Source organism: uncultured Corynebacterium sp., from assembly GCF_902782855.1.
Lineage (GTDB): Bacteria > Actinomycetota > Actinomycetes > Mycobacteriales > Mycobacteriaceae > Corynebacterium.
Genome location: NZ_CACZOO010000124.1, coordinates 1 through 2,297 on the forward strand (window position 1 = coordinate 1; position 2,297 = coordinate 2,297).

At 69.6% G+C, this 2,297-nt stretch carries 3 protein-coding genes and 1 pseudogene; 2 read left to right on the forward strand and 2 right to left on the reverse strand.

The genetic code is table 11. From position 1 onward, the window contains the following. Together QZV72_RS05820 and QZV72_RS05825 are read left to right on the forward strand one after the other, a co-directional pair. Positions 1–279: pseudogene (locus QZV72_RS05820) on the forward strand (flotillin family protein); the annotation flags it as partial. Positions 280–318: 39 nt separating this feature from the next. Next, complete coding sequence (locus QZV72_RS05825) at positions 319–978, forward strand: NAD(P)H-binding protein (RefSeq protein WP_297006217.1); 660 nt, start codon at positions 319–321, stop codon at positions 976–978. Between the two features lie 6 nt (positions 979–984). On the opposite strand, the gene QZV72_RS05830 is transcribed toward QZV72_RS05825, so the two are convergent. Together QZV72_RS05830 and QZV72_RS05835 are read right to left on the reverse strand one after the other, a co-directional pair. Beyond that, entirely contained in the window at positions 985–1,560 is a 576-nt protein-coding gene (locus QZV72_RS05830) for a GNAT family N-acetyltransferase (RefSeq protein WP_297006219.1), read from the reverse strand. Between the two features lie 202 nt (positions 1,561–1,762). Beyond that, positions 1,763–2,297: thiamine phosphate synthase (locus QZV72_RS05835; RefSeq protein WP_297006221.1), on the reverse strand; the 535-nt coding region annotated here is incomplete at its 5' end.

Consider the following 2,297-nt stretch of genomic DNA (forward strand, 5'->3'; position numbering starts at 1 on the left):
CCCGCGGAGGCGGAGGCGCAGCGCAAGCGCATCGAGGCTGAGGCTGAGGCCCAGGCCCTGCGCACCACCTCCGAGGCAGTGGCATCCAACGAGGGTGTGATCATCGACAAGCAGATGGTCGACCAGATGCCGGAGATGATCGCCTCCCTGTCGGACGCCCTCGGTTCGGCGAACCTCACTCTCGTCGGCGATGGACAGGACCTCACCAAGCTGCTGAGCCAGGTCGCCTCGGTCGCCCCGGGCCTGCGCGAACTGGCCAAGGGTGGGGCCGACGGGTAGTTCCGGAATAGTCACCGTCGGCGGCCCGTTGCACCGACCATGACCAACGCACTCATCATCGGCGGCCACGGCAAGGTCGCCCTGCTCGCCGCCCCCAAGCTCGTCGACCGCGGCTTCGCGGTCACCTCCCTGATCCGCAAGCCGGAGCAGTCCACGGACATCGAGGCACTCGGTGCCACTCCCCTGGTCCTGGACGTCACGCAGATCACCCCGGACGAGTGGGACGCCCTGCTCGCCCGCTTTGACGTGGTCATCTGGTCGGCCGGTGCCGGCGGCGGCGCCCCGGAGCGCACCTACGCCGTCGACCGGGACGCCGCCCTCGCCGTCATCGACTCCCTCGAGCGTCTCCGGGACGCCGGGAAGGCACCCCGCTACCTCAACGTCTCCTACCTCGCCGCGACAAAGCACACCGTGCCGGAGGACGACTCCTTCTTCCCCTACGCGGACGCCAAGAAGATCGTCGACGACCGGCTGAACTCCACCATCGGGCTGGACTACGCCATCCTGGGCCCCTCGGCGCTCACCCTGGAGCCGGCGGGCGGGTTCGCCACGCCGACCGCCGACCTGCCCCGTGAGGAGTCCCACACCTCCCGCGAACTCGTCGCGGACGTCATCGTGGAGCTCGCCGCGCGGGAGTCGCTGCCGGAGAACCGGACCGTCGAGTTCGTCGACGGACCGACCCCGGTCAGCGAGATCTAGGCGCGGCTACTCCACGTCGAAGGCCGGACTGTAGCTGACGGTGGCCTCGGGGTAGTCGCCCCTGCCGTCGAGGCGCAGCGCCTGGAAGTGGGAGTCCTGCGCCGCGTCCAGTCCTGCCATGGTGAGGCCCTCGCGTGGAGCGAAACCGAAGCGGGCGTAGAGCGAGGGTTCACCGAGCAGGACGGCACCGGTAGCCCCGTACACGATGAGCAGGTCAAGGAGGGCACTCATCAACCCTGACCCGGTTCCCTGCCCCTGGAAATCGGGGTGCACCGACATCGGTCCGATGCCGTACCACCGGCCGCCGTCCGGTGGATCAAGTGTGACCCTGGAAGCGGCGACGTGGCCGACGAGGCGTCCGGCGTGGACGGCGACGAGTGAGTACCGGAGTTCACCGTTGTCCCGCAGGGCGTCGATCACCTTCGCCTCGGCACCGGAGGCGTGATCGACCCGGGCGAACGCCTCGGCAGTCAGCGCATGGATGGCCCCGATGTCCGAGCCGTCGACCCGCTCGGGGCGGATGACCGGGAAGCCCTGTCCGGTGGGGGATGTGGCTGCTGTGGTGTCTGTGATGGTGTTCATAACCGCATGCTACCGGCATCCGGGCTGGTCGGCAGGGGTGGGACAGCGTGTCCCACCCTATGGTCAGCCGGATCATCCGGCAGGTCGCCGATCAGATCGCCGAGGAAACCCTCTCCCCCGGTGCAGGTGTACCCGGGCAGTCTTCCCCGACTCCAGGGGACGGTGCCACAGGCGGTGTAGCGCTTCAGCGGAGTCGCAGCATTCACCGCCCGAGTACAGTTTTCAGCTCCGCGGCGGCGGCCCGGGGATCAGCGGCCCCGGTCAGCGGACGCACCACCACGGCGCGCACCGGGTGGCCGTCCGCCGCCGAGTGGGCCGCCGCCTGCACCTCCGGCAGGGTGGATGCGTTCACCCCGCCGATGGTGAACCACACCTTGTCCCTCTGCCACTGCTCAGGGGCCGAGGCCAGCATCTCCGCGGTCTGCGTCACCAACCCGAGGCCCGTCGCCGCACGACCCGGCTTCGTCGGGGTCTCCCAGAGCGGCCCGGTGCAGAAGTAGTCGAGGTCGGCGTCCTCCATCGCCGCCCGCGCCTGGGACAGGGAGTGGGTCGACAACCCCACCACCACATCCGGTCCCAGCAGGGAACGGACCTGCGGGACCGTCAGATCGTCCTGGCCGACATGGAGAACATCGGCACCCACCAGAGCGGCGATGTCAGCCCGGTCGTTGACGGCGAACATCTTCCCGTGCTCCCTCGCCACCGAGGCCAGGACCTCCAGTGCGGCGACCTCGTCG